Annotated in this window: 20 protein-coding genes; 10 read left to right on the forward strand and 10 right to left on the reverse strand. The window is 37.5% G+C overall.

The window, feature by feature from the left end:
• Positions 1–121 precede the first annotated feature (121 nt).
• On the forward strand, positions 122–1,930 hold the full coding sequence (locus tag IPH66_03325; protein MBK7128383.1) for an acyl-CoA dehydrogenase family protein: 1,809 nt from the start codon (positions 122–124) through the stop codon (positions 1,928–1,930).
• Between the two features lie 75 nt (positions 1,931–2,005).
• On the opposite strand, the gene IPH66_03330 is transcribed toward IPH66_03325, so the two are convergent.
• Positions 2,006–2,419 carry a hypothetical protein gene (locus IPH66_03330; protein MBK7128384.1) on the reverse strand — a complete coding sequence of 138 codons (414 nt, stop codon included), beginning with the start codon at positions 2,417–2,419 and terminating at the stop codon, positions 2,006–2,008.
• A gap of 136 nt (positions 2,420–2,555) precedes the next feature.
• Here IPH66_03330 and IPH66_03335 point away from each other — a divergent pair, with 136 nt between their 5' ends.
• A complete protein-coding gene (locus IPH66_03335) occupies positions 2,556–3,314 on the forward strand; it encodes a hypothetical protein (protein ID MBK7128385.1) in 759 nt (252 codons plus the stop codon).
• A gap of 85 nt (positions 3,315–3,399) precedes the next feature.
• On the opposite strand, the gene IPH66_03340 is transcribed toward IPH66_03335, so the two are convergent.
• The 7 genes from IPH66_03340 to IPH66_03370 form a co-directional block, all read right to left on the reverse strand.
• Positions 3,400–3,951 carry a CPBP family intramembrane metalloprotease gene (locus IPH66_03340; protein ID MBK7128386.1) on the reverse strand — a complete coding sequence of 184 codons (552 nt, stop codon included), beginning with the start codon at positions 3,949–3,951 and terminating at the stop codon, positions 3,400–3,402.
• 7 nt (positions 3,952–3,958) lie between these two features.
• A complete protein-coding gene (locus IPH66_03345) occupies positions 3,959–5,206 on the reverse strand; it encodes a DUF1704 domain-containing protein (GenBank protein ID MBK7128387.1) in 1,248 nt (415 codons plus the stop codon).
• A gap of 91 nt (positions 5,207–5,297) precedes the next feature.
• The gene (locus tag IPH66_03350; protein MBK7128388.1) at positions 5,298–5,993 is read right to left on the reverse strand and encodes an ABC transporter ATP-binding protein; all 696 of its coding nucleotides are present in this window, start codon (positions 5,991–5,993) and stop codon (positions 5,298–5,300) included.
• Entirely contained in the window at positions 5,993–7,252 is a 1,260-nt protein-coding gene (locus tag IPH66_03355) for an ABC transporter permease (protein ID MBK7128389.1), read from the reverse strand. The genes IPH66_03350 and IPH66_03355 overlap by 1 nt, the downstream gene beginning before the upstream one ends.
• Positions 7,249–8,328 (reverse strand): efflux RND transporter periplasmic adaptor subunit, encoded by a 1,080-nt coding sequence (locus IPH66_03360; GenBank protein MBK7128390.1) that lies wholly within the window; start codon positions 8,326–8,328, stop codon positions 7,249–7,251. Before IPH66_03360 ends, IPH66_03355 begins: the two co-directional genes overlap by 4 nt.
• A 95-nt stretch (positions 8,329–8,423) precedes the next feature.
• On the reverse strand, positions 8,424–11,321 hold the full coding sequence (locus IPH66_03365) for a GH92 family glycosyl hydrolase (GenBank protein ID MBK7128391.1): 2,898 nt from the start codon (positions 11,319–11,321) through the stop codon (positions 8,424–8,426).
• A gap of 3 nt (positions 11,322–11,324) precedes the next feature.
• Entirely contained in the window at positions 11,325–12,272 is a 948-nt protein-coding gene (locus tag IPH66_03370) for an ROK family protein (GenBank protein MBK7128392.1), read from the reverse strand.
• Between the two features lie 274 nt (positions 12,273–12,546).
• Here IPH66_03370 and IPH66_03375 point away from each other — a divergent pair, with 274 nt between their 5' ends.
• From IPH66_03375 to IPH66_03410, 8 genes are all read left to right on the forward strand, one after another.
• A complete protein-coding gene (locus tag IPH66_03375) occupies positions 12,547–13,494 on the forward strand; it encodes an NAD-dependent epimerase/dehydratase family protein (protein MBK7128393.1) in 948 nt (315 codons plus the stop codon).
• Positions 13,494–15,368 (forward strand): asparagine synthase (glutamine-hydrolyzing), encoded by a 1,875-nt coding sequence (gene asnB / locus IPH66_03380; GenBank protein ID MBK7128394.1) that lies wholly within the window; start codon positions 13,494–13,496, stop codon positions 15,366–15,368. The genes IPH66_03375 and asnB overlap by 1 nt, the downstream gene beginning before the upstream one ends.
• Complete coding sequence (locus tag IPH66_03385; protein ID MBK7128395.1) at positions 15,358–16,509, forward strand: glycosyltransferase; 1,152 nt, start codon at positions 15,358–15,360, stop codon at positions 16,507–16,509. Before asnB ends, IPH66_03385 begins: the two co-directional genes overlap by 11 nt.
• Positions 16,506–17,051, forward strand: coding sequence for a colanic acid biosynthesis acetyltransferase WcaF (gene wcaF / locus IPH66_03390; GenBank protein ID MBK7128396.1), 546 nt, complete (start codon positions 16,506–16,508; stop codon positions 17,049–17,051). The genes IPH66_03385 and wcaF overlap by 4 nt, the downstream gene beginning before the upstream one ends.
• A 10-nt stretch (positions 17,052–17,061) precedes the next feature.
• Entirely contained in the window at positions 17,062–17,811 is a 750-nt protein-coding gene (locus IPH66_03395; GenBank protein MBK7128397.1) for a glycosyltransferase, read from the forward strand.
• Positions 17,812–17,891: 80 nt separating this feature from the next.
• Positions 17,892–19,931: an Omp28-related outer membrane protein gene (locus tag IPH66_03400; GenBank protein MBK7128398.1), complete on the forward strand. Its 2,040-nt coding sequence runs from the start codon at positions 17,892–17,894 to the stop codon at positions 19,929–19,931.
• Between the two features lie 191 nt (positions 19,932–20,122).
• Entirely contained in the window at positions 20,123–21,085 is a 963-nt protein-coding gene (locus IPH66_03405; protein ID MBK7128399.1) for a hypothetical protein, read from the forward strand.
• 261 nt (positions 21,086–21,346) lie between these two features.
• A complete protein-coding gene (locus IPH66_03410; GenBank protein ID MBK7128400.1) occupies positions 21,347–22,762 on the forward strand; it encodes an MBL fold metallo-hydrolase in 1,416 nt (471 codons plus the stop codon).
• Positions 22,763–22,798: 36 nt separating this feature from the next.
• Here IPH66_03410 and IPH66_03415 read toward each other — a convergent pair whose 3' ends face one another.
• Together IPH66_03415 and IPH66_03420 are read right to left on the reverse strand one after the other, a co-directional pair.
• Positions 22,799–24,391 (reverse strand): PspC domain-containing protein, encoded by a 1,593-nt coding sequence (locus IPH66_03415; protein MBK7128401.1) that lies wholly within the window; start codon positions 24,389–24,391, stop codon positions 22,799–22,801.
• A gap of 5 nt (positions 24,392–24,396) precedes the next feature.
• Positions 24,397–24,723 (reverse strand): PadR family transcriptional regulator, encoded by a 327-nt coding sequence (locus IPH66_03420; GenBank protein MBK7128402.1) that lies wholly within the window; start codon positions 24,721–24,723, stop codon positions 24,397–24,399.
• Positions 24,724–24,831: the final 108 nt, after the last annotated feature.

Consider the following 24,831-nt stretch of genomic DNA (forward strand, 5'->3'; position numbering starts at 1 on the left):
CTGAAAGGTTAGATTATTAAAAATGACAAATGGTAAAATAAAAATGAAATAAAATAATGAAAAAGCGGATGGTAAAAATTGCAAAGGATTAGCCGGATTGCTTTATAAAAAAAAGAAAAATATGAGTAACGAAAGAAAACCAATTAAAGGAGGAGAATTCATCATCAGAGAATCTTTGAGTTCAGAAATTTTTACTCCTGAAGATTACAGTGAGGAGCAAAAAATGATTGCTCAAATGAGTCTTGATTTTGTGAAGCAAGAAGTATATCCTGTGGTTGATCGCTTAGATCACATGGAAGAGGGATTGATGGTTAAACTACTTGACAAAGCCGGAGAGCTTGGCATGTTAGGCATGTCTGTACCACAAGAGTATGGCGGAATGGGAGTAGACTTTATTACTTCATTGCTGGGGACAGAATATACAGGACGCGGTCACTCATTCTCTGTTGCGTACGGTGCGCATACCGGAATTGGAACACTTCCATTGTTATATTATGGAAACGCTGAACAGAAACAAAAATATATACCCAAATTGGCAACCGGAGAATGGAAGGCGGCCTATTGTCTTACTGAACCCGGATCAGGATCAGATGCAAATTCTGGCAAAACAAAAGCTGTACTTTCTGCTGATGGAAAACACTATGTTTTGAATGGTCAGAAAATGTGGATCACCAATGCCGGATTTGCGAATTTATTCACCGTTTTTGCAAAAATAGATAACGATGAAAACCTTACCGGTTTTTTAGTAGAGGCAAATTCTGAGGGCATTACATTGAATGCTGAAGAGAAAAAAATGGGAATCAAAGGATCATCAACTCGTCAAGTGTTTTTTAATAATGTAAAAGTTCCGGCTGAAAATTTACTTGGAGAAAGAAATCAAGGGTTTAAAATTGCCTTGAACATTTTGAATATTGGCCGCATCAAACTTGCGGGCGGCGTATTGGGTGGTTCAAAGGCTGTTATCAATCATGCGGTACGATATGCGAATGAGCGTGAACAATTTGGACGTCCAATTTCCAAGTATGGTGCTATTCGTCATAAACTGGGTGAAATGGTTATACGCACCTTTGCGCTTGAATCTGCAACGTATCGCTCAGCAGCAGATATTGAAGGAGCAATTGATGCCTATGTAAAAGATGGAATGGATAAACAAAAAGCTACACTGAAAGGTATTGAGCAGTTTGCACCTGAGTGCGCCATGCTGAAAGTTGTCGGTTCTGAAACCTTAGATTTTTGCGCTGATGAAAGTGTGCAGATCTATGGAGGTATGGGATATTCAGCTGAGTCGCCGGTTGAGCGCGCTTATCGTGACTCACGTATCAACCGTATTTTTGAAGGTACAAATGAAATTAATCGTCTCTTAACGGTTGATATGGTATTGAAAAAAGCCATGAAAGGAGAACTTGATTTGATGACCCCCGCAATGGCCGTTGCAAATGAACTCATGAGCATTCCTGACTTTGATTCTGAAATCGGAAATCTTTTTGACACAGAAAAAAAATATCTGCGCAATTTCAAAAAAGCGGTATTGATGGTAGCCGGTTCTGCAGTTCAAAAATTGATGATGGAATTAAGTAAACAGCAAGAAATTCTGATGAATATTGCCGATATGCTGAATGATATTTATGTTGCAGAATCTATTTTATTGAGAGTTGAAAAAATGGTAGCCAAAAAAGGTGAAGCAAGTTGTCAAGAATATATTGCTATGGTGCGCACCTATATTTTTGATGCCGCAGACCGTATTAATAAATCAGGTAAAGATGCCTTGATGGCATTTGTTACTGAAGATGAATTGCGCATGATGATGATGGGCTTAAAACGCTTCACAAAAGTTGAACCGTATAATACAAAAGAGGCACGTCAGGCAATTGCACAAAAACTGATCAACAAAAATGAATGGTGTTTTTCTGATGCAGTAAATCAGGGATAAACATGAAAATTAAATCGTAAAAAAAGCCGCAGGACATGCGGCTTTTTTTATTTATTTCGGAATGTTATTAGCAGATCATTTTTTTGCCCACACCGTAACAACTGCTTTTCCTTTTTGGGTTGGTACACTTTTGTAATTCAAGTTAATTTTATGAATGACACGTTGGTTACCCGGTAAATCTATTACTCTTGTTTCTGATCCTGCCGGAAAATTTTTATCAAATACAATGTTTTCATTGTCGCCATTTCCAAAAATAATATTGATGTTCATCAAATGAATGGGGGCCTTTAAAATACGCAACTGAATTGCAGTAAAAATACCTTCATTGGCGGTAATTAAAATTTCATCATGATCACCACGTATGTCAACAGCGCGAGAACCAATGCGCTCCCATGCCTGATTTAATTTATTTAAACTTTTCCCTGCTTCTGATGATGCGCTTGCACCAAGGGCAAATACACAGGCTAATGCTAAAAATAGAGTTTTCATAGTAGTTTAATTTTAAAGTGAAGTTATATTACTGCTTTGACTTAATCAATAATAAAAGGTTTAATTCTGAATATTTTTTTGTCCACGGGATATTTTAACTGAAAATTTATAACTTGTTGGCATCTAATTCATCGTTATGGAAAATATTAGTTTCAATCTACAGTCTTCAGCAGTAAATTATGATGTGCATTTTATTGACGGAATTGTATCTGTGAGTATGATCAGAAAGTTGAAAGAATGCAGATATGATCAGGTAATAAAAATTGTACAAAAGCATACCACGTTTGGAGGTGGTGATGAAGTTTCGTTTCGCATCTATTTTATAGAAGACGGAAAAGAAAAGTCATTCCCCTGGGTGCAGGCCAATGTCAATGCTGATTCTACTAAAGCATGCATCACGCACATGAAGTTGGTTTTTCCGCAAACAGTGCAGTGGGTTGATCAGCGTGAAGAAAGAAAATTGGCGTCTGATGGAAGAAACAAATATGATTTACAATTTTTGCCTCTAGGATATGCCGGAGCAGGATTGCCTCGCGGACTTCAATTGTGGATTTATCTTTTTGGATTATGTGTGCTTATTTTTCCACTGATATATATTGTGAAAGTATTGGCAACCGGAGGCTATAGAGTGTACACAGATTCAACAGGCGTTGAGGTAAAAAAGTTCTTCTCCAAAAAATGGGCATGGGAAAATATTGCAGAAGTTGATTTAACCAATGTGCGTGTAGTGGATTCTAATAATTATTCTGCCAGTCAAGTTATGCGCATGAAAATTTCAGGCCGTGACGGCAAGAAATCAAAATTTGTAATGCGTTATGATCATGCAATTCCTTTGCTAAAAGAAATGGCAAAGCATAATTTGGTTTCAGAAGAATTGACAAATAAGTTTGCTTAGTTTGGCTGTTTGTCGGCTATCAATACAGAATTAAACAACAAGTCTGTTCAAAACATACAATCAATAAAATCAGATCTAAATGCACTCAAACTGTTCTTCGGTGATAGAACAGTAAAACCAGATCATACGAAAAATGTCCTGCGATGGCGTGCCATATTGAATACTCTCTTGCTGCCCAACCAAGCAACGCTATAAATAGAATGAGACTTGCGGCAAAAATATTTACCGGAATATTCTTCAATGAAAAGTAGCCATGAATGAGCACAAAAAAAATTGCGGTGATCCAAATACCGGCGTAGGGTTGAATAGCGCCTCTAAAAAAAACTTCCTCACCAAATCCGGCACAGAATGCCAGAAATATTGCCTGCATTTTTGTGAATTTTAAGTGAGACAACATGCTTCTATATTTAGCCAATGATTTTTCAAAGTAGGGCAATTCAGTCAGGTAAATTACGCCAAGGGCGAATAAAATTCCGGCGGCCAGAAAAAATTGTAATGTAAAAATATCTTCATGGTGAAATGAGAAAATGTTGATGAAATTTTGTCCGGTAAAATAGAAAATCACCCAAGCAAGCAAAGGAAAAAAGATGAGGGTGACCAACCCAAGAAACCAGATTGAACGGAACAAGTTGCGCATGTTTCTGCTATTTCTCAAACAATTTTTTGTAGTGACGATGAAGCACTGATGAATCTGTTCCACTTAAAAAAGACGAATAGGTGAGATGCGTAAGTAAAAAGCGTTTATCACGTATCCAAGGGGGAAGAAATTTTGGTTTTACAATCAACCCCATTTCATCCATAAGTTTTAGAGCAGGGATATCAGATAGATCTAGTTTTCCGCAGAAGAGCAGATCAATGTATTCAAATTTTCCGGCACCAACTACCACACTTAAAAAATTCTGTACACGCACTAATCCTTCAAGATAAACGATGTCTTTTGTAAATGGTGCTCCGCCTTGAATATTTCCTCCGCGGAAAACACGTTTTGCACTATCAAATGCTTTTTGTTTATCATCTGTTTTATCAAGATAATTACGATAAAGCTCAATAAAATCTGCACCATCAATTACCATCTGCGTTGCCAACACTCTGTCTGATAGGCGGCGCGTGCGTTCAAGATCAATACAACCGGTGATGAATTCAGAAAAAACAGCCAAACCTTCTTGTGTTTCTGTTGTTCCGCAATGCCCTGCCCCAAGTATTTTTATTTTATCCTGATGATGTCCGTTAATGGATGTTGCCACATGAATGTAAACCTCATGTTCAATTAATTGTTGAATATCTTTATCAGTAAAGCAGGCTTCAGGATTTATTGCAATGCGTCGTCTGCCGGCAATTGCGTTAGATGAAATGGAATCATCCATCACTATTTTTGGTCCTTCATTTCCAAACATTGTTTGAACGGCTTTTTGCATTTCGTCTGCCAAGGTAGTGGGCAGAACACATGCTTGCGGGGGCGCTCCTAAATCAAAGTTGCGAACATGTTCAAATAATTCTCCAAAGTGTTTTGCCAAATCAAGAGCTGTACTTTGACCATCAGGCAAAATATCTTTAGGGCAACCGTACATGTTTTTTGAATGCGTGAAAAATTCATTGGTACCTCGGTTCTCTAGCAGTAGAGCGCTACTTTCAAGTTTGTTTGCAATTCTGTCTGCCCAATTATCTATGATATCATTTCCGCCAAAAAGCGCTCTTGCTTTTTTTAATTCATCAATTACCGGTTTTGAATCAAAGGGAGCATATTCAACCTGTGGAAGTTTTTGAGCTTTATTTCTGAAAAATTCTTTCTCAATTTCATTAGACCAAGCAATGTTGCGCAGAATATTGATTTTGCCTGCCGCATTATCTAAAGCGTCAGCAATGGCAATGATTCGTTCAGCTTCTTTTTTCATAACCTATTAGCTTTAAACGAAGATAAATAAAATTGTGCCAAGTGGTTTGCGTGAAATGATCCTTTCCGTAGGCTCAGGTCGCGAACTGAGCCTACGGAAATGCTGTTTTGATTCCGGAAGAAATAATTTTTCCGTCTTCCATTTCAATAATACGATCAGTGCGTGTTGCAAATTCATTGTCATGCGTCACAATTAAAAGTGACTGCTGATAAACGGATGAGAGTTCCTGAAAAATTTCAAATACTACTTCGCTGTTTTTTTTATCTAGATTTCCGGTTGGCTCGTCTCCCATAATGATTACCGGATTATTGATTAATGCCCGCGCAATAGCCACACGTTGTTTTTGTCCTCCTGAGAGTTGATTGGGTTTTTTTAATGCTTCTTTTTCAATGCCTAATATTTTCAGTTTTTGAATTGCATCATGTTCAACTTCTGCCACTGTTTTTTGGGCTAGTTTAATGCCCGGCAACATGACATTTTTTAACACCGTAAATTCATTCAGCAAATAATGAAATTGAAATACAAATCCAATTTTTTCATTGCGCACCCTTGCAAGTTCAGCTTCTTTTTTATTGGACATACTCACCCCGTCAATCATCAGATTGCCTTCAAAATCTGTATCCATGGTTGAGAGAATATAAAGTAAGGTTGATTTTCCGCAACCTGATTTTCCGATGACCGAAACAAATTCACCTTTTTTCACATCAAGAGAAACCTGATCAAGCACTTTAATAGTGACAGGGTCATGAAAAAATTTAGTGATATTTTCAGCTTGTAAACTATACATTATTTTCCTCTGATAATAACAACGGGATCAACTTTACTAGCCTTTCGTGATGGGAAATACCCGGCAAGGTAGGTTGTGACAATTGAAAAAATTCCGCCAATCAAATAAAACTTCAAATTATAAACCACAGGGTATGTTGTGATATTTGGTAATGCTTCTGTTTCAAACGGAATTTGATTGATAGCGGCAGTTGCAAAAAATCCAAAGAGCAATCCTAGAAATCCTCCAAAAATTCCAATACTCAAAGCAATAATGATGAAAATCCGATTCACATCTTTTCCACTGAAACCGGTAGCTTTAAGTATTGCAATGGAATCCATTTTTTCATAAATCATCATGTTGAGAATATTGTAAATTCCAAATCCGGCAACAATGAGCAAGGTTATACCAACGGCGTAAGAAATTAATGTACGCACAAAGGTGCCGGTTTCAAATTGTGAATTTGCGGTTTCAATATCAATGGCTTCTACATTAAAAAGCTCACTGTATTCTTTAGCTAATTCGGGTGCAAGGCTCATGTCATGCAATTTGATATTAATGTCAGTAATATAGGAGGCAGACTCACCCAACAATTTTTGACATGTTGATACGGAGGCATAACTTTGTACCTTATCAAGTTCCATTAAACCTGATTCAAACAAACCAACCACTCTCAGTGAAACGCGTTCACCAAAAGGTGTTGTAACCTGAATTGCGTCACCCGGTTCTACCATCATGATTTCAGCTGCCGCTTTGCCAAGTATAATGCTGTTTGGAACATTGATTAAATCCTGATAATTTCCGGTTGTGATATAATCACTAAATGCAAAAAGACTATTTTCTGCTACGGGTTCAATTCCACTGATACTACCCATTAGATTTACTTTACCCAAATTGTAGAAAACCTGGGCAGTCACTTTGGGCGCAACACCAAGCACTCTGGAATCTTGACGCAGCGCATTCATGATAGCAAAACTGTTTTGAATTTCCGGGCGTTCAAGTTTGGGTCTGATTGATTGAATAAAATGATAGTGCTGTTTGTAATCTTTTGTTTTTTGCACAGGTTGAATTTCTGTAGGGGTAATTTCTTTATACAATCTCACATGCGGAGTACGGTTGATCATCAAATTATCCAGCAAATCATTCAAGCCTTCCATAAAACTGAGCAAGGCAATAAACATGGTGATGCTAAAAGTAACTCCAACGGCCGCAACCAAGGTCTGTTTCCACCTTGCGAAAAGTAGTGATCGGGCTACGTTGAACAGCAACTTAACATTCATTTTGCCGGTTTTTGAATTATATCAGAAGCAGATATGCCGCTCAGAATTTCTATCATTTTAAAGTCTTTCAATCCGGTTTCAATCTTGATTGTATCACCTGCTTGATTGATAACAAGTGAATCATGGTACACAAAATTTCTAGGTATAAGCAGGGCATTATCTTTCTCCATCACAACAATATTCGCTTCAGCATTCATGTTTGGATATAGGATATCAGGTTTTGAAATGAAAACTGCATTTGCTGTAAAAGTTTTGGTTGCCGGATTTAAAATAGGATTGACTGAGGTAATTTCTGCTTCAAAAATTTCATCAGGATAACTGTCTAACGTGAGGTAGACTTTTTGTCCCGGTTGAATGCGCGTAATGTCACGTTCATCAATTTGCAATTCAATAAAAAATAAACCGGCGTCACCAATGGTTGCAACGGGTGTTGCCTGATTTACCATTTCACCTTCGTCGCGCAGAATACTGTAAACAATTCCATCTATCCTGCTGGTTACCGTTAGATCATTGAGGTAGCTTGAACTAATTTGCAGATTTTTTTTTGATTGGGCTGAATTGAAATTAATTTGTCTGTTTAGTTCATCATATCTGCTCAGCGCTGCGTAATAGTTCACTTTTGAATTATGATAATTTAACTGACTTTGCTCAAGTTCCACATCTGAACCAAGCCCGTTTTCATGTAAGTTGATTTGTCTTTGATACAAAACTGAATCAGTTAACATTTTGTCTTTGGCTAATTCTATAGAAAGTTTTGCATCATTAAGTTTGCTTTTGTTTGCATTGATATCACTGTAATCAGCGGCAAGCATGGCGTTTTCTCGGTTAAGCTCTTGTACTTCATTATAAATTTTCATGATTGCTTGACCGGCGTGAATGGTATCGCCTTCTTTTACAAAAATTTCATCAATGATGCCACCAATATTGGGGTAAATATCATATTGATCTTTGCTTACTACAATACCTGAAGCGTAAACAGATTCTGTAATAGGGAGATTTACTGCTTGTGTTGTTTCAATGTCTTCGCTGCATGAAACCAATACTACAAGCAGGGCAATAAGTGGGTTAGATCTCATATTGGCAAAGGTAGCCAATTGATACGTTGCCAATTAAAGACATTCATCAGATTTCAATATGATCTTATTTCATGATGACGAACGCGGTCAAAATCTCATTCAAATGAAATTTCATCCACAAAAATCCATGAATTGTTTCCGGCACCCAAATGCCAGTCCGGAATTTTTCCAACGCTCTCACAAACAATTCGGATGTATTGCGTATTGATTTCTTTTTTCAGAGAAATTTTTTGGGTATAAGTTCCGTATTGGTCTGATGGAAAAGTATTCTGTACCGTTTGCACCGTAAACCAATCTTTGCCATTTTTTGAAACCATGAAGTGAATTTGTGCCGGATACCATATCCATGATTTAATGTCTTGCAACACACTCACAGAAATTTTACGAATATCTTTTTTCTTTTTGAAATCAATCATGATGTCAGCATCTTGTCCTAAGAAACCCTGCCAGGCTCCGGTTCTGAAATCTGAGCTGCCATAAACACCATCAATTAACGCGCGCTCACCACCACCTGAATATTGATTGTCATACCAAGTATTATATTCAATGCGCCAGCTTGCGTTCATTTTACTAAATGTTGATGTGACCAAATAGCTTGGATTAAATTTTCCAAATGCACGCGCTTTAATGGTTGTGGTATTTTTTAGGACAATAGGTTTTTCATATTTTGCAGATTGAGTTGTTGGCTCTGTTCCATCTGTGGTATAATAAATTTCTGAATAAGGTGATGCGTTTTTCAGTACTACTTTTTTCTTTCCATAAAATGTCATGCTGGCATCTTCAACAAATGGAGATGGCGTAAGCGGATTTTCATTCACCTTCAAAAAAGGAGGATTTCCAAAATAAGGTTCTTGCAAATTGGTCATCTCAAAACTAAGTGTTCCACCCTCCATGATTTCATGATGATGAATGTAGTTTCTGTCAAGTACTACACCGTTGAGTGTTACTTTTTTTACATAGATATTTGCATCATTCCATTCAGTGGTTTCAATTTTAAATTGTTTTCCGTTGTCAAGATTTATCTGAGCAGATTCAAACAAGGGTTTCCCCAATAAATAAATGTCTGATCCCGGCGCAAGAGGGTAGAAACCCATTGAGCTAAACACGTACCATGATGACATTTGTCCACAGTCTTCATTTCCGCTTAATCCATCAGGGTGGTTGAAATAAAGTGTAGTCAGAATTTGGTGCATATAACCTTGACCTTTCCATGGGTTGTTCGTGAAGTTGTATAGGTATGTCATGTGATGACTTGGTTCATTGCCATGCGCATATTGCCCAATTAATCCTGTGATATCAACCTGATGTCTGCCTGTTGTTTTTGAATCAGCAGAGAACAAGTCATCCAGCCAATTTTCAAGGTATTGTTTGCCTCCCATTAATTCCATTAAACCATGCACGTCATGAGGTACAAAGAGAGAATATTGCCAGGCGTTTGCTTCAGTATAATCAAATGTTACTTCATCAGGTTTGAAATTATTTTTCCAGCCACCGTTGTATCTTGCCTGCATGAAGGTAGAAGTTGGATTGTAAATATTCTTATAGAATTGTGATCGTTGATAAAAAACCTGCGCCAAAGAGTCAAATCCTAACGAGTCAGCCATCACAGCAATACACCAATCATCGTAAGCATATTCAAGAGTTTTTGAAACTGATTCTGCTGTATTTTCTGAAGAAACAAAACCTTGCTGACGATACTCAGCCAAACCATTTTCATTTTGCATGGCACTTTTGACCATTGCTTGTAGAGCCACTTTATGATTGAAGTTGCGAATACCTTTCACGTATGCATCAGCAATAACAGAAACTGAGTGATATCCAATCATGCAATTTGTTTCGTTGGCGGCCAGCTCCCACACCGGCAAAAGCCCCCCTTGCAGAAAGTGATTGAGAAATGTGTTGATCATATCAGCCGTGCGTTCACGCTGAACAATCGTGTACAAGGGATGCGTTGATCTGAAAGTATCCCACAATGAAAAAATGGTGTATTGTTTGCGTCTATCACTCTGGTGTATTTCTTGATCCATTCCTCGATATCGTCCATCAAAATCAGAAAACATATTGGGTTGTAAAAAGGCATGATAAAGTGATGTATAAAAAATTGCTTCACGATCTTTATCCTCTGTAGTGATATTCATTTTTTGCAACTCGGTTTCCCACAATTGTTCGGCTTCACGCTTATATTGATCAAAATTCCAATGTGGCATTTCTTCATTCAGATTCTTTCTGGCACCATTGATGTCAACAAATGAAATTCCTACTTTGATTTGTAAAAATGGAGTTTCATTTCCAAAATTCAAAATAAGTTTTGTTGCACGGCCGTCTTTGTTTTTTTTGAACTCTCTCTCAATAGGTGCTGAAGATAATTTGATAGTAAAATAGAAATGTTGGTTTGTTGCCCAACCGGCAGAGATTCTTTTTCCAATCAATGTTGAATCGTTGAGAAACATGAGGTCTGAATCAAGCAATTCATCGCGATGCTCAAGATCAATAATTAATTTTTTTTCTGCTCCTTGAGGATAGGTATACTTGTGAATACCGCAGCGAGTAGTTGTTGTTAGTTCAGCGTAGATATTATTTTTTTTCAGATGAACAGAATAGTATCCGGCATGAGCAGATTCAAGCAAATGAGAAAAAACTGAGCCATAACCTGATTTGTTTCCGGCTGCAGCGCCATTGTCCCATTGATTTTCACCGGTGAAAGGCATCAACAAAAGATCACCGTAATCTGAAACGCCGGTTCCGCTTAAATGAGTATGACTAAACCCATAAATTACGGAATCAGAATAGTGATATCCTCCACAACCATCCCAGCCATCAAGTCGGGTATCAGGTGAAAGTTGAATCATACCAAAAGGTACCGTTGCCCCCGGAAACGTGTGACCATGTCCGCCGGTTCCAATAAATGGATTTACGATTTGATACAAATTTTGAGCGTGCAGATTTTGTACTAGATGAGCAAATAGGAACAGAACCAGTGCACGTGCAAACATAGATCAGGATTTGGCAAGATGATTTTTTACTGCAGCAACTGCACCCAATACAGCTCCATGCTTTTCATTGATTTCAGAATTTTTTAATTTCACTTTGTCGCGAATATTTGGCAAAGTATAAAGGCGCATATATTTTTCAATTCGTTTGCGTAAAAAATTTCCACTTTTTGCTATTCCACCGGTGAGGTAGATGTTTTCAAAATCAAATAAATTAGCAAGTGCCCCTAAGGCATAACCTAAATCATGGGCCACTGAGTCAACAACTTCTAATGAAACGGGGTCATCTTTTTTAGCTGCTTTAAAGATTTCAAGCGGCGTTAATGTACTAGGTGAAAGGGCGTGCAGCAATGAACCACCGCTGCTAAATTCTAATTTTTCTTTTGCTGTTCTGATAATTCCTTTTTTACCTGCATAGGCTTCAAGACAACCGTTGTTTCCGCATTTGCATTCACGCCCATCTCGGTGCACAATCAGATGCCCAATTTCACCTGCCATGGCGTGATCTCCGGTATAAAGTTTTCCGTTGATATAAATTCCCATACCAACACCGGTACCTAAGGTTATAACGGCAAAATTTTCTGATTGCCGGGCATCACCAAAATGTTTTTCTCCAATGGCCGCCGCATTAGCATCATTGACAAGATAAGCCGGTTGAGAAAATCTACTCTCAAATATATTTCCAAGTGGGATAATGTCTCCCCACTTATTCAGGTTAGGTGCAAATTCAATTTGTTGTAAATCACAATTAACGCTGGGTGCACCAATGCCAATGCCGTTGATATTTCCTTTAAAATGGGTTTTGATATCCTGATAAATTGTTTCGGCCAGCATGCTTGGTGTGTCCATGTTTTTTGTCTTCACAGATGACTCATATTTCAGTCCGTTATCATCATCAACTATGCCGTAAACTATGTTGGTGCCACCTATGTCAATTCCTAAATATGTACTCATCTTACTTTCATTTTGGGTATTGCAAAGTTACGCATTCATTGAATTTACTTATGATAAGCGCACACAGAAAACTGTGTTCATTTCTTTCTGATTCAATAAATTAATTCTTTGCAACTATATTAAACGATTAACCTGTCGGGCTAAAGATATTAATAAACTGCTAAATGAGAATACACCTTTTGTGGTATTATTTTAATTCTGTACCTACGTGTATTCAGTATTTCTGAGTAGTTTTACCTATTAGAATTGTGTAAACAGCTAATTTTGAATCTGCATGAGAAAAATATTAATTACCGGTGGTGCTGGAAATATAGGGAGCGCGCTTTGTAACGCACTATTGAAAGATTCTGCAACTCACGTAACTATTGTAGACGATCTTTCTACAGGGAGTATCAGTAAAATAAATCGTCAACACGGTAATTTGTCATTCATCAAAGCAAACGCAAATAACAGGCAAGAGATGTCTGAAATTATGATATCCAACCGCTTTGATTATGTATTTCATTATGCAGCCGTGGTTGGCGTTAAACGCACGCAAGAAAATCCTATTCGTGTGCTTGAAGATATTGATGGAATAAAAAATATTCTGAGTCTCTCAAAAAACACCGGGGTGAAGCGTTTCTTTTTTTCAAGTTCCAGTGAAGTGTATGGTGAGCCTGTAAGCATTCCGCAAAATGAAGATACCACACCACTTAATTCAAGGGTTCCGTATGCTGTTGTAAAAAATGTAGGTGAAGCATTTTGCAGATCATTCAATCAAGAATATAACCTGGATTATACTGTATTCAGATTCTTCAATACCTATGGTCCAAATCAGACCACTGATTTTGTCATGAGTAAATTTTTGTACAGCGCATTGAGAAATGAAGATATTACCATTTTTGGTGACGGCGGTCAAACCAGAACATTTTGTTACGTTGATGACAATATTGAAACTACCGTAAAATCGCTCAATGAAAATTTATTTGTCAATGATGTGGTAAATGTGGGCGGTGATGCAATTATTTCTATTCTTGAATTAGCTAACTTGATCATTAAATTGACGGATAGTAAATCAAAAATTATTTTTCTGCCACCGCTGAAAGATGGTGATATGACCAGACGCCAGCCTGATAACAGTAAAATGAGAAAAATACTCGGTCGTGATCTCATTTCTGTTGAAGATGGAATTTACAGGATGATCAAACATCCTGATTTCAGAAAACAAATGAATTTAGAATAATGTGTGGTATCAATGGTGTTTTTCATTATCACGGCTCAGCGAAAAAAGAAGGTGAGCTGAAAAAAATGAATCAGGTACTCGCATATCGTGGGCCTGATGCTGAAGGAGTTTTTGAAGATCAACAAATTGAATTAGGGCATCGCCGACTTTCTATCATTGACTTGAGTGAAAGTGCAAATCAACCGATAATTTCTTCAGATGGTAATTGGGTCATTGTTTTCAATGGTGAAATTTATAATTACGCTGACATCAAAAAACAACTTCCTGAATACCCTTTTAAAACGCAAGGTGATACAGAAGTGGTGTTGGCTGCATTTCAAAAATGGGGAGAGCATTCACTGCGTTTGCTGAATGGAATTTTTTCATTTGCTATTTGGAATAAAATTACAAAACAACTTTTCATTGCGCGTGATAGATTAGGCGTGAAACCACTTTATTATTTTTCATCCAATGAGGTGTTCATGTTTTCAAGTTCAATTAAAGCAATTTTGAGTACAGGAAGAAGTAAAAATAAAATTTCAAAAAGTGGGTTAGTTGATTTTCTAAGATATCAAACAGTACATGCTCCTGCTACTATTATATCAGATATTTATGTTCTCATGCCGGGTACATTCGCATATATTTCTGAGGAGGAGAATTTTCAACCGGAGCAATATTGGAGTTTGACCAACTCAACAAAAAAATCATCTAACAATAAGCTTGAAATTATAAAAACCGTGAGAGAACAGGTTGAAAAATCGGTGAGCATGCAATTGGTTTCCGATGCGCCATTTGGAGCATTTTTATCAGGCGGTATTGACAGTTCAATTCTGGTTGGCGTTATGGCTTCTCAGCGCTCACAACCGGTCGATACGTTTTCTGTAGTTTTTAAAGAAGATAAATTTTCTGAAGGCAAATATGCCGAATTGGTTGCAAAAAAATTTAACACACGACATCATGAAATTGAACTTAGCGTGGAGGCGTTCAGAGACTTGATCCCTGAAGCGCTGACGTCAATGGATCATCCAAGTGGAGATGGACCTAACACCTACGTGGTTTCAAAAAAAACCCATGATGCCGGTATAAAAATGGCTCTTACAGGTTTAGGTGGTGATGAGTTGTTTTGCGGTTATTCTATTTTTAATCAGATAAAACAAATTAGTTCAAAAAAGTGGTTGAGAAGTTTTCCTGTTTACGCACGTCGTCCTTTGGCGAGTATGTATAGGAACCTCAAAGGTACTGTGGCGGCTGATAAAATTGCAAGCGTTATGTCTCTGGCTGAATTTGATACGGAAAATATTTATGAATATTACCGCAGAGTATTTAACGAAAAACAAATTCAACATCTTTTGAAAAACAATGATAAAGTACCGGTTTCAGTTTTTCATTTGGTGAAAGAACAAGTTGGATACAATCAACCGGGCTGGAATTTACCACTCATGAGTAGAGTATCAGTTGCTGAAATGAGTACATACATGCAGAATGTCTTGTTAAGAGATGCAGACCAAATGGGCATGGCAAATTCACTTGAACTCAGGGTGCCTTTTTTAGATCATGAATTGGTTGAACTTGCTCTTGGAATTTCTGACGGACTAAAATCAGGTGGCATACCTAAAAAATTACTGGTTGAATCTTTCCAAGATATTTTACCTCAAGAAGTGTGGAATAGAGAGAAAATGGGATTTGTCTTACCCTATGAAATTTGGATGAAAAATGACTTGAAAACATTTTGCGAAGAAAGATTGAATTGGCTTGGCAACACTCCATATTTTAATGAACAAACACTCACTAAATACTGGAACCTGTTCTTGAATGGTAACAAAATGGTTACTTGGTCACGTATATGGACACTGGTAGTTCTCTCTAATTGGATGAAAGAAAATAATGTCAACTGAGAAAAAACGGATATTAGTTTGCGTTGATTGGTACGAACCTGGTTTCAAAGCGGGTGGACCAATCAGAAGTGTTGCCAATTTAGTGAAGGCGCTAAAAACCGAATTTGATTTCTACATTTTAACTAGTGCATTTGATCTTGGAGAAACGGAACCTTATCCCGGTATTGAACTCAATCAGTGGCATGACCAGGATGGAGTATTTATCAAGTACATGGACAAACGTGCCATGACCATGGCTTCAGTCAAAGGAAATGTTGAAGAAATTCATCCGGATATCCTATATCTCAATTCACTCTTTTCAAAGTTGTTCACGATTGCACCACTCATGGTGGCTAACCGCAAAAATATTCCGGTAGTACTTGCCCCCCGCGGAATGCTTGGAGCTGGAGCACTTGATATTAAAAAAAGAAAGAAAAAAATGTTTATAACACTCGCTAAATTTATGCGTCTGTATAAGCATGTTATTTGGCACGCTTCAACGGAGATGGAAAAAGAGGAAATTGAAAAAGTATTTGGAAAAAAGGCAAGAATTAATATCGCAAGAAATATTCCTGTTGCTCAATCAAAATCCTTGCAAGAAGTACTTGACCATAAAAATACCGGAATTTGTAGGTTTGTTTTTATCAGTCGAATTTCCGCAAAAAAAAATCTACACTTGGCCATTGAGTCAGCAAAAAAATTAAAAAACACCATGCCTATTTATTTTGATATTTATGGTCATATAGAAGAACCTGAATATTATGATTCTTTCAAGCACGATATTAAAGATCATGGGAATGTGAAAATTGAATACAAAGGCGTGTTGAATCCATCAAAAATTGCAGAAGTATATTTGCATGCTGATTTTATGGTAATGCCAACACGTCATGAAAATTACGGGCATGCAATTGTTGAAGCATGGGCAAATGGATGTCCCGTTATCATTAGTAAATACACCCCATGGAAGAATCTCAATGTGCAAGGACTTGGGTGGGATGTGGATATTACCAATCCTGATAATTTGACCAGGGCAATGCAAGAATCTATTGACATTGATTTTTCATCATATATCTCAATGGTAAGATCTTCATATAATTATTTTGCTGAAAAAATTTGTGATGATGAGGTGATGAATGCCAACCGAAGCCTTTTCAATTTATGAAAACTGATTTAGCACAATATGATAATAGTTGGTATAAACCCGGAAATCCGGTAAAGAGGGTTTTATGGTATTTTTTTAATATTTTTTTCTTGCAGAACCCATGGAATCCATTTAGCGGATTAAAAAAAATGGTGCTGCGTTTGTTCGGTGCAAAAATCGGAAAAGGAGTGGTCATCAAACCTTCAGTCAATATCAAATATCCATGGAAACTTAAAATAGGGGACTACGTTTGGATTGGTGAAAGTGTCTGGATTGATAATCTTGGCAACGTTGAAATTGGATCTCATGCCTGCATATCTCAAGGAGCATTATTACTTTGTGGAAATCATAATTACAAGAAACAAAAATTTGATCTGATAGTTGGTGACATAAAATTAGAGGATGGAGTATGGATTGGCGCAAAGGCCATTGTAACCGCAAAAGTAATTTGTCATTCTCACGCTCTACTCACAGCCGGATCAGTTGCTACTTCTAACCTGAACGCATACGGTATTTATCAAGGAAATCCTGCTGTGCTGGTGAGAGAACGTAAAATTCAATAACATGAGTGAACTGCGGGTATCTATTATAACGGTTTCGTTCAATGCTGAAAAAACAATTCGTGATACCATTCAATCGGTTGTTTCGCAAAATTATCCTCAGATTGAGTATGTCATCATTGATGGCGCATCCAAGGATAACACAATCTCAATCATAAAATCATTTGGAAATGCCATCACCAGATTGGTGAGTGAACCTGATAATGGAATTTATGATGGAATGAATAAAGGCATTGATTTAGCTTCTGGTGATATTATAGGGATTTTAAATGCAGATGATTTTTATTCCGACACCGCAGTCATAAGTAAAGTAGTGGATGTATTCAATTCAAAAAATGTAGATGCGGTATACGGTGATTTGGATTATGTTGACCAGCATGACACGGCGCGTGTAGTTAGAAAATGGAAGTCGGGTATTTATTATAAAGATGCTTTTCTCAAGGGATGGATGCCTCCGCACCCCACATTTTTTGTTCGTAAATCATGTTATGAGAAGTATGGAAGATTCACAAATAAATTGAAATCTGCTGCGGATTATGAATTGATGTTGAGATTCATTCATAAGCATCAAATCAACATCGCATATTTGCCACAAGTATTGGTGAAAATGCGTGCAGGTGGAAAAAGCAACGCTTCAATAAAAAACCGAATCAAGGCAAATCGTGAAGACAAACTTGCCTGGAAATTAAACGATCTGAAACCGGAACTTTTTACGTTTATTCGCAAGCCTATCTCTAAACTGACTCAATTTTTCAAACGTTAGGATTTCAAGTTACTCATGAATCATTGCATTCAAGGGATTAATTTTTAAATATCTTTACTAGGATATTAAATCTCAATGCCATGAAAAAATTTTACCTAATTACCACTGTCGGATTTTTTGCGAATCTTGCAGTAGCTCAATCAATGAATGAGAATTTTGATGCGTATACAGCAGGTTCGTATATGGGTGTCAATTCTCCATCTGCTTGGTCAACTTGGACCAACTCACCGGGCACTGCTGAAGATGTGCAGGTTTCAAGTGCACAGGCTTTTAGCGGTTCAAATTCAATTTATTTTTCAGGATCAAGTTCTGGCGGAGGCCCGCAAGATGTGATCGTTGATTTTGGAGGTGAATACAACACCGGACAATTTGTTTTTGAAATCATGATGTATGTCGTTTCTAACAAAGGAGCATACTTCAATTTTCAGGGTAATTCAACAGTTGGTGAAGTATGGTCACTGAATTGTCAAATGGTTCAAACGGGTGAACTATATTTGGATGACGGTGCAGGAAATTATATTCAAACTACCTATCCAACCGGTGCTTGGTTTAAGCTTACGCTTGACATTGATCTCAATACCAATGCATGGGAATTACTGATTGATGATGTGTCACAAGGTGTTTTGCAAAATTCAGTGAATCAATTGGCATCTATTGATATTTTTCCGGTGAATGCAAGTTATGGAGGAAACAATCAATGTGGTTATTATATTGATGATTTTACATTTAATCATACTCCGTATGTATTACCTGCAACCAATGGTGCGGTAACTGCAATTAATAATGTGGAAGGGCTTGCAAGTTCATCAGTTCAACCTTCAGTTACAATTCGCAACTTGGGAACAAACACCATTACTTCATTTGACGTGACCATTGATTATAACGGAAATCAGATCACTGAAAATGTGAGTGCGGTTAGTATTCCTTCACTGGCAACTTATGATGTTGACTTTACCGGTGTTTTAAATCTTGTTTCAGGTAGTTTACCGGTTGTAGCCACTATTTCAAATGTGAATGGTAGTCCAACGGATGGAGATGCAGCTGATGATTCAAAAACAGTAATGATTGATCCGGTTGTGCCTGCACTTGGTAAAATGGTTGTTGCTGAAGAAGGAACAGGTACATGGTGCCAGTGGTGTCCGCGCGGTGCTGTTTTCATGGATATGATGAGTACGAAATACGATGGTTTTTTTGCTCCCATTGCAATTCACAACGGTGATCCAATGACCAATGTTCCTTATGATGACGCTGTGGGTACATTAATCTCAGGTTATCCAAGTGCCCTGGTTGATCGTCAGCCTGAAATTGATCCGTCTGAATTAGAAGGTGCATTTATGGACCGCATTGTGATTGATCCAAAAGCATTTCTTGAAATTGGGGCACAGTACAACTCTACTACCGGTTTGCTTGAAGTAGCTATCACGGCTGATTTTCAGCAAAACGTTACCGGCAATTATAAATTGGCTTGTGTTATCACAGAAGATGGCGTTACAGGTACCGGTTCTGGCTGGTCACAGTCAAATGCTTACGCAGGTGGCGGAAGTGGCGTAATGGGAGGGTTTGAATTATTGCCTAATCCTGTGCCGGCATCACAAATGGTATATGACCACGTGGCGCGTATTATTTTACCCGGCTTTAATGGATTGTCTAATTCGTTCCCAAGTAGCGTAACGGCAGGTGAAACTTTCACTATTAATTTTAATATTGATGTTCCTTCAACGTGGGATACTAATGAGTTGAATATTGTTGCTATGTTGATTGATCCTTCAGGTGATGTTGATAATGCCGGATTTGCAACGCTTGATGATGCAATTGCCAATGGTTTTTCTGATTCAGATACTGAAGTTGGAATTGAGGATATGGATTCCTCTTCTCCGGTTGCGGTTTATCCTAACCCTGCCTCTGATTTTGCTTATATCAATACCGGTAATGTGAATAATGAAGTGGTGATCATGCAGATTTATGATCTCAATGGAAAATTAGTTGCAGAAAAAAATTACGGTGAAATTTCCGGTGAAATGATTCTTCCGGTTAACCTTTCAATGCTTGAAGCGGGTGTTTATACTGTTCGTGTTTTGACCGGTGATACTGCTCAAATTTCAAAATTAGTGGTGGAATAATTCCCCCCTTTTATCTTTTGCAAATCGTCTGAGACTATAGGTTTCAGGCGATTTTTTATTTCGGCTGATCAACAAGTAAACAAGCAAAACAAATAGGCTCTTTAACAAACTTTAGCTGATAAAAACCAAATCAGCCGTTTGATTTCTGAATAGCTTTCTGTAACTTTAAAGTCTATCAACGTTTGAGAAGTATGCAAAAACTATTGTTTATACCTGTTTTATTCAGTGCAGTTTTGTCTTTTGGACAAGATAGTTTTGATGACCATCTCATTGAAGTGAAAATTCTCAATGACACCAATGTGCTGAAGTTTGTAAAAACACCGGGCTTGTTTGAAGAAAGATGGGACACGTTAGCACAACCAAATTTTTGGAAAGAAATCATGTCTCTCAGTCCTGATTCATGTTTGTTGAATGTAGCTCAAACACGTCAGGTACTTGAAAGGATGAAACTAAGTGATTGGGAGAAAAAAACGGATGAAGAAAAAGATGCTTATCGTCAGGTGCTGCGTGACAAATATGGTTTAGCCACTGAAACCAGAATATTTATGACCACCGGTAAGAGTGATTTTTATCGCTTTGATCTTGTACTGCCAAATATTTCAAGAGGCATAGATGCTTTTGCAAAATATAATACTGACCCTTGGTATGCACAAGCTATTCTCATGATTGAAAGTCCGGGCAGTTTGCATGGCAAGTCAAATGCCGGAGCCGTTGGACCTTTTCAATTGATGAAAGGTGTTGCAATTAATCGCGGCTTGCGGGTTGATAAATATGCTGATGAACGCAAAGATTTTGACCGCGCAGCGTATGCATCTTCCAATCTTATTCAAAAAGCCTGTATTCCTGAAGCTAAGCGAATACTCGCAAAATTTGGAATTGAGGTGAGTGCTGATGATGAATTCAGTTTGTGGTTCAGATTAACGGTATTACACATTTACCATGCCGGCGCAGGGAATGTAGATGGCGTTGTTACCAATGTTATCAAACCAACGCAGGCAGGTATTCCGTTAATCACTGCTTTTTGGACATCTGAGTACGGCAATTTTAAAAATTCATCCCAGAATTATTCTCAACTCGCACTAGCTTCTTTATTGGTGCTTGATCATTTGATCCATCAGAGTTGTGAAGAGATTACAGATTGCAAGCAAGAGTAGTCTGCTTAGCTCCTCATGTAACTTAAATCACGCATCAACTCACGGTAAGTTTGTAGTTTTGTGTCAGAAATTATCACACATAAATCCGTGATAATACTGATACGATTTGGACTTTTTTTAAATCAAATGCGTTATGGTAAAGATTGGCATTCTCAGAATAGTGTGAATTGATATTTCTGAAATGCAGGGGAATTAATAAATTTGTTTGTTGTAAATTTTTTGAGAAAGAAATTTACAGCAAACCAAAACCAAAAAGACACTATGAAGATTGAACAGATTTACACCGGCTGTTTAGCCGAGGCTGCTTATTATATTGAATCAAACGGAGAAGCAGCAGTCATTGATCCGTTGAGAGAAACAGAGCCTTATCTTGAGCGTGCTGAATATGACAAGGCAAAAATCAAATACATTTTCCTTACACATTTTCATGCAGATTTTGTTTCAGGTCAAGTTGATTTGGCAAATAAAACAGGCGCAACCATTGTGTTTGGCCCAACGGCAAAAGCGGATTATAAAATTCACGTTGCAACAGATGGAGAAGAGTTTAAAGTTGGAAATCTTACTCTGAAAGTTTTGCACACACCCGGTCATACACTTGAATCAAGCTCTCTTTTATTGTTAGATGAAGACCGCCATGAGAAATGTGTTTTTACCGGTGATACTTTATTTATTGGTGATGTGGGTCGTCCTGATTTGGCTATCAAACAAGGTGAATTAACAGAAGAAGATTTGGCAAGAAAATTATTTCAATCACTTCGCACAAAAATCATGACATTGCCTGATCATGTGATTGTATATCCAAATCATGGTGCAGGTTCAGCATGCGGTAAAAAAATGAGCAAAGAAACTTTTGATGCACTTGGCAATCAAAAAGAAACCAATTATGCATTGCGGCTAGATATGACAGAGGACGAATTTGTCAAAGAAGTGTTGACCGGACTTTCTGCTCCGCCACAATATTTTCCAAAAAATGCGGGCATGAATAAAAAAGTAAATACTTCAGTTGATGATGTGATCAAAAGAGGAACTACTCCACTAAACCCTGAAGAATTTAAACAACTGGCAAAAGAAAAAGGGGCTTTAATTTTAGATGTGCGCTCGCAAAATGAATTTGTGCATGAGCATATTCCGGGTTCTATTTTTATTGGTCTTGATGGACAGTTTGCTCCATGGGTTGGTGCATTGATTCTTGACATTGAACAAAAAATAATTCTGGTTGCTCCTTTCGGTAGAGAAGAAGAAGCGGTGAAACGCCTTGCTCGTATAGGTTATGACCATGCGCTAGGCTATTTGCACGGTGGAATAGAAGCATGGAAAGAAGCAGGACTTGAAACTGATGCCATTAAAAAAATTACCGCAACTGAGTTTGAAGAAGTGTTTAAGAGTCAAAAAATTCAGGCACTGGATGTCAGAAAAAAATCAGAATATCAGGCTGAGCATGTTGATGGTGTTTTGAATTCTCCGCTTGATTCAATCAATCGAGATATGCAACAATTAAATCCTGAGCAAACATATTATGTTCATTGCGCAGGTGGGTATCGTTCAGTGATTTTTGAATCTATTCTCAAGTCGCGGGGATTTCACAATTTAATTGATGTAGCCGGCGGATACAGTGCTATCAAAAATGAAACAAAATTGAAATGTACTGATTACGTTTGCCCTACGACTTTGTTATAAAATAAAAAAAACGGGATCACATGATCCCGTTTTTTTTTACTGTTTCATTTGTCTTTGCAAAATACATTCTTTGCACAACAACCGGTTAGGCGTGGCGTACCAGGTAGTGTTGGCAAATGATTTTTCACCATACCTGTTTTCACCGGTAATGTCAACATCAATACGATCAATATTGTTGCCTAGGTGTACCTCTTTACCCATCGGAATTTTTATTTCAATTTCTACTTGTTGTCTTCTGAGTTTATCAGATACCGGAATTTTAAAATAAGGTGATAGGTTAAGATGTTGGCCCCTTACTTCCAGATGATAATCTACCTGTTCAGCTTTTGTAATAGCGTCTTTTGTAGAGAGACCATTGCTCTTTTTGTAAATGGTAATTTCAAAATTTCCGCTGTCTGCTTTTTGCACAAGGTTTAATTCAGGATAACCAAGATAAATGTGCTCATCTTTTACCTGAATCATTTCTGTTGTGTTCCAAACATCTTCATAAATAATATGATTTGAAAATACATTGTCAGGTGCAACATCAATTAAAAGTACCTTGCTAGTGTCAGTATAAGGAACACTGTATTCAACTGATGTGGTAGTGCGCATACTCATGCCTAAATTGATACCCGTTATTACCAGTAATCCTACTGCAATAAACCAGGTGATAGACGAAGTAATTGCAAGCGCCTTGAATGACCGTTTAATATTGAATAATACTTTTGCCCCCGTCATCATGATAGATAAAATTGGAATTAGCGTGACAATTAAAACAGAGATAAACACCAAACTACTTTGAATAGATCCCGGATATAAAATAGACAATAAAGTACTGAGACTTTCAGTATGCTCAACACCGGCCAAAGGCAGCAAACCTGTATCACCAAAAAGCACCACAAAAAGCACAATTAAAGCAAATGCACCACCTACGATAAAACAGAAACCGATCAATTTTGAAAATGCTTTCACTACGGTAGATCCGGCTTTAACACCTTTATCAAACGTATCGTTGAATTGCCTTTTTAATTTTCCACTTTTTGCTTTGTCCGTAATATCTTGTTTCAACTTTTGAAATTGTCCTTTGATTGTTTCAATGTTGATTGTTTGACCGCGCATTTGTAATTTGTCTGATGTTGATTTTGCTTCAGGTATAACAATAAGTAGAACCAGATAAATCAACAATCCTGATCCACCTATGATGGTGAGAAAAACAAAAATTAAACGTACTATTGATACATCTAGATTAAAATAATGTGACAAACCGGCACACACTCCACCAAGTGTTGCGTTTTCAGTATCTCGGTACAATCGTTTTTCATTATTGCTGCGAGTACTTGAATCAGATCCTGATTTGTCATTTGTGTTCTCTGTTGTTTCAGCAGATCCGCCATAATCTTCAGGACTACCCATAATTCCAATCATCATATCCACATCTTTTTGGGTAACAACTTGGCGTCCGTTGATGAGATAACTTTGAAATAGCTCCGCAATGCGTGATTCAATATCCTGCATTATTTCTTCACGCTCATCTTCTGACGCAAAATTTTGTTTGATGCGGTTTAGATACTGGTAAAGTTGTTGGTACGCTTCTTCTTCAATATTAAAGACAAAGCCACCGATGTTTACTGAAATTGTTTTGTTCATAACGGTTATTGTTTCGAAACCTGTTGAACTGCCTCTTGCAGTTCATCCCAGGTTTGTTTGAGTTCTTTTAAAAAATTTTTTCCTTCTTTGGTCAGCGCATAATATTTGCGCGGTGGACCCGCAGTTGATTCTACCCAATTGTATTGAAGCAACCCATCATTCTTCAAGCGTGTCAGCAGTGGATATAAGGTTCCCTCCACGACAATGAGTTTTGCTTTTTTTAAGGCTTCAATGATATCACTTGGGTATGCCTCTTGTTTTGAAAGCACGGTGAGAATACAATATTCAAGTATTCCTTTTCTCATTTGTGCTTTGGTATTTTCCAAATTGATCATACGATGTGTGATTGTCTGGACAAAGATATAAATTAATTATAGTACTATGCAATACAAAGTACTGTAAAAATTCGAAATAAATTATAAATGATTATAAATCAAGTG

Source organism: Crocinitomicaceae bacterium (genome assembly GCA_016708105.1).
In the GTDB taxonomy this organism is placed as follows: Bacteria; Bacteroidota; Bacteroidia; order Flavobacteriales_D; family Crocinitomicaceae; genus JADJGJ01.

What these genes read in the sequence shown, in the direction of transcription:
- IPH66_03365 (MBK7128391.1), bottom strand. Translation starts at nt 11,321, where the DNA reads ATGTTTGCACGTGCACTGGTTCTGTTCCTATTTGCTCATCTAGTACAA.
- IPH66_03350 (MBK7128388.1), bottom strand. Translation starts at nt 5,993, where the DNA reads ATGTATAGTTTACAAGCTGAAAATATCACTAAATTTTTTCATGACCCT.
- IPH66_03355 (MBK7128389.1), bottom strand. Translation starts at nt 7,252, where the DNA reads ATGAATGTTAAGTTGCTGTTCAACGTAGCCCGATCACTACTTTTCGCA.
- IPH66_03400 (MBK7128398.1), top strand. Translation starts at nt 17,892, where the DNA reads ATGAAAAAATTTTACCTAATTACCACTGTCGGATTTTTTGCGAATCTT.
- IPH66_03370 (MBK7128392.1), bottom strand. Translation starts at nt 12,272, where the DNA reads ATGAGTACATATTTAGGAATTGACATAGGTGGCACCAACATAGTTTAC.
- IPH66_03405 (MBK7128399.1), top strand. Translation starts at nt 20,123, where the DNA reads ATGCAAAAACTATTGTTTATACCTGTTTTATTCAGTGCAGTTTTGTCT.
- IPH66_03340 (MBK7128386.1), bottom strand. Translation starts at nt 3,951, where the DNA reads ATGCGCAACTTGTTCCGTTCAATCTGGTTTCTTGGGTTGGTCACCCTC.
- IPH66_03410 (MBK7128400.1), top strand. Translation starts at nt 21,347, where the DNA reads ATGAAGATTGAACAGATTTACACCGGCTGTTTAGCCGAGGCTGCTTAT.
- IPH66_03415 (MBK7128401.1), bottom strand. Translation starts at nt 24,391, where the DNA reads ATGAACAAAACAATTTCAGTAAACATCGGTGGCTTTGTCTTTAATATT.
- IPH66_03375 (MBK7128393.1), top strand. Translation starts at nt 12,547, where the DNA reads ATGAGAAAAATATTAATTACCGGTGGTGCTGGAAATATAGGGAGCGCG.
- IPH66_03345 (MBK7128387.1), bottom strand. Translation starts at nt 5,206, where the DNA reads ATGAAAAAAGAAGCTGAACGAATCATTGCCATTGCTGACGCTTTAGAT.
- IPH66_03335 (MBK7128385.1), top strand. Translation starts at nt 2,556, where the DNA reads ATGGAAAATATTAGTTTCAATCTACAGTCTTCAGCAGTAAATTATGAT.
- asnB (MBK7128394.1), top strand. Translation starts at nt 13,494, where the DNA reads ATGTGTGGTATCAATGGTGTTTTTCATTATCACGGCTCAGCGAAAAAA.
- IPH66_03330 (MBK7128384.1), bottom strand. Translation starts at nt 2,419, where the DNA reads ATGAAAACTCTATTTTTAGCATTAGCCTGTGTATTTGCCCTTGGTGCA.
- IPH66_03360 (MBK7128390.1), bottom strand. Translation starts at nt 8,328, where the DNA reads ATGAGATCTAACCCACTTATTGCCCTGCTTGTAGTATTGGTTTCATGC.
- IPH66_03385 (MBK7128395.1), top strand. Translation starts at nt 15,358, where the DNA reads ATGTCAACTGAGAAAAAACGGATATTAGTTTGCGTTGATTGGTACGAA.
- IPH66_03325 (MBK7128383.1), top strand. Translation starts at nt 122, where the DNA reads ATGAGTAACGAAAGAAAACCAATTAAAGGAGGAGAATTCATCATCAGA.
- wcaF (MBK7128396.1), top strand. Translation starts at nt 16,506, where the DNA reads ATGAAAACTGATTTAGCACAATATGATAATAGTTGGTATAAACCCGGA.